Raw genomic sequence first — 329 nt, forward strand, 5'->3', positions numbered from 1 at the left:
AAAAAGAGAAAAGGGGGAAAAGAAAAAAAGAAAAAAAAAGAAAGAAGAGAGAGAGGGGAGGAGAGGAGGAAGAAGAAGAAAGAAAAGAGGAGGAAGAAAGGGGGAAAGGAAGAGGAGAAAGAGAAAGAGAAAAAGGGGGAAGAGGAGAAAGAAGGGGAAGGGGGGGAAGGGAGAGAAGAGAAAGAGGAGGAGAGGGAGAAAGGAAGGAGGGGAGAGGGAAAGGGGAGGGAGAAAGGAGAAAAGAAAAAGAAGGAAAAAAAGGGGGGGGGAAAAGGAGAAGAAGGAGGGGGGGGAGAGGGGAAGAAAAAGGAAAAAAAAAAAAAGGAAAA

The 329-nt window shown here is 45.3% G+C and carries 1 protein-coding gene; it reads left to right on the top strand.

Annotated features, from left to right (window positions below):
• A partial coding sequence (locus KH400_RS30450) for a hypothetical protein (protein WP_217228729.1) occupies positions 1-329 on the top strand: 329 nt, incomplete at both ends.

The organism is Desertibacillus haloalkaliphilus (assembly GCF_019039105.1).
GTDB classification, from domain to species: domain Bacteria; phylum Bacillota; class Bacilli; order Bacillales; family KJ1-10-99; genus Desertibacillus; species Desertibacillus haloalkaliphilus.